Raw genomic sequence first — 1509 nt, 5'->3', positions numbered from 1 at the left:
GAGTCAAGTCCTTAATCTTGTGTAAATTCCCTTTCAATGTTTCCAGCTAATTAATTTCAGTACACTATACCCGGCAATACTGGAATCGCCTACGATTCTTCTACTCGCAACTTTACTTGGAGAGGCGGGCATGATAGCCTTGGCGGGAAAAGCCAGCCGTATGTGCTGGATTTCCTGGCTTCGGACTCATGCCCGTAGAGGCTCCATGTCAAGTTGCTTGACGCCCCATCAAGTCTTACGACTTTTCAACTGAAAACAATTTTCTATTCCAGTATTTATTGGAGTCTGCATAACTGATCAATACGGCACCGATGAGCCGGAATGCAGATTGGGTATTCGGGAAAATCCGAATTACTCGTTCTCGCCTACGTATTTCTTCATTTAGTCGTTCTACGCTATTCGTACTCCGAATGGATTTTCGATGGGCAATCGGAAAGTTCATATACTGAATGGAATCTTCAAACCCTTCGTCCAGTATAGCTAACGCCTTTTGGTACTTAGGATTCTCTTCGTACGTTTTAAAGAATATATCTTTTAGACTTCGCAAGGCATCCATCTTTTCGGCCGCAAACATACTTTTCAGCAGACTGATGGCATCCTCGCTGCCTTTCTTCGGCAAGGCTTCGACAATATTACGCTTGAAGTGGACATTGCATCGTTGCCAAGACGTGCCAACGAAGTCTTGTTGAATCGCCTTCTTCAGCCCTTCGTGGGCATCGGAAACGATCAATTTGGGTGACTGGAGGCCTCTCGAAATGAGTGATTGGAAAAAGGTCGACCAGCTCTTGAAGCTTTCATTGTGATCGACTTTCAAGCCAAGAATTTCCCGGCGACCGTCTTCGTCAATGGCGAGGGCAATATAGACAGCTTTGGAGACTACCCGATGGTGCTCCCGTACTTTGATGTACATGGCATCCACGAATAAATAAGGGTAATATTTCGTGTTCAATGGCCGGTTCGCCCACTCGTTGACAATCGGATCCAGCTTGGATGTCAAAGAGGAGACGAAGGATTTTGATACACTCTTCCCGCATAACTGTTCCACTACATTGGATACTTTTCTTGTCGACACGCCATTTACGACCATTTCTAACATAGAAAGAACGAGGGCTTGATCGCAACGGGCGTACTTTTCAAAGACAGAGGGCGCAAAATCACCTTGTCTAGTACGTGGAACCTTTAGTTTAATTTTCCCCAAGCTCATCGTGTATTCGCGCTCATAATAGCCGTTCCGGTAATCGATCCGGTCATCAGATCGTTCATAAGAGGACGCCTGTAAGTACTCGTCCCGTTCCTTTTCCATATATTCATTAAGGACCAGTACGATGGTTGATTTGACAACAGCATCGATGTTCGAATTCATCACAGAGTCTTTTAAAATATCCATATCTAAGGTAAAATTAAATTGAGTCACTTTCCATTCCTCCAAATGTTTATCGTCGCTGAAAACATTTTATCACAGGGATGGAAGTGGCTTTTTCCTATTTACACAATTATATGGACTTAATC

The 1509-nt window shown here is 44.0% G+C and carries 1 protein-coding gene; it reads right to left on the bottom strand.

The features are described 5' to 3' along the window. Positions 1–235: 235 nt before the first annotated feature. Positions 236–1414: an IS256 family transposase gene (locus tag ACSW3C_RS20155; RefSeq protein ID WP_486564881.1), complete on the bottom strand. Its 1179-nt coding sequence runs from the start codon at positions 1412–1414 to the stop codon at positions 236–238. Between the last annotated feature and the right edge of the window lie 95 nt (positions 1415–1509).

It is taken from the genome of Sporosarcina sp. AD_1 (assembly GCF_057373025.1).
Note: the sequence above shows the minus strand (reverse complement) of the source record. Positions and strands in the feature narration are given on the sequence as shown.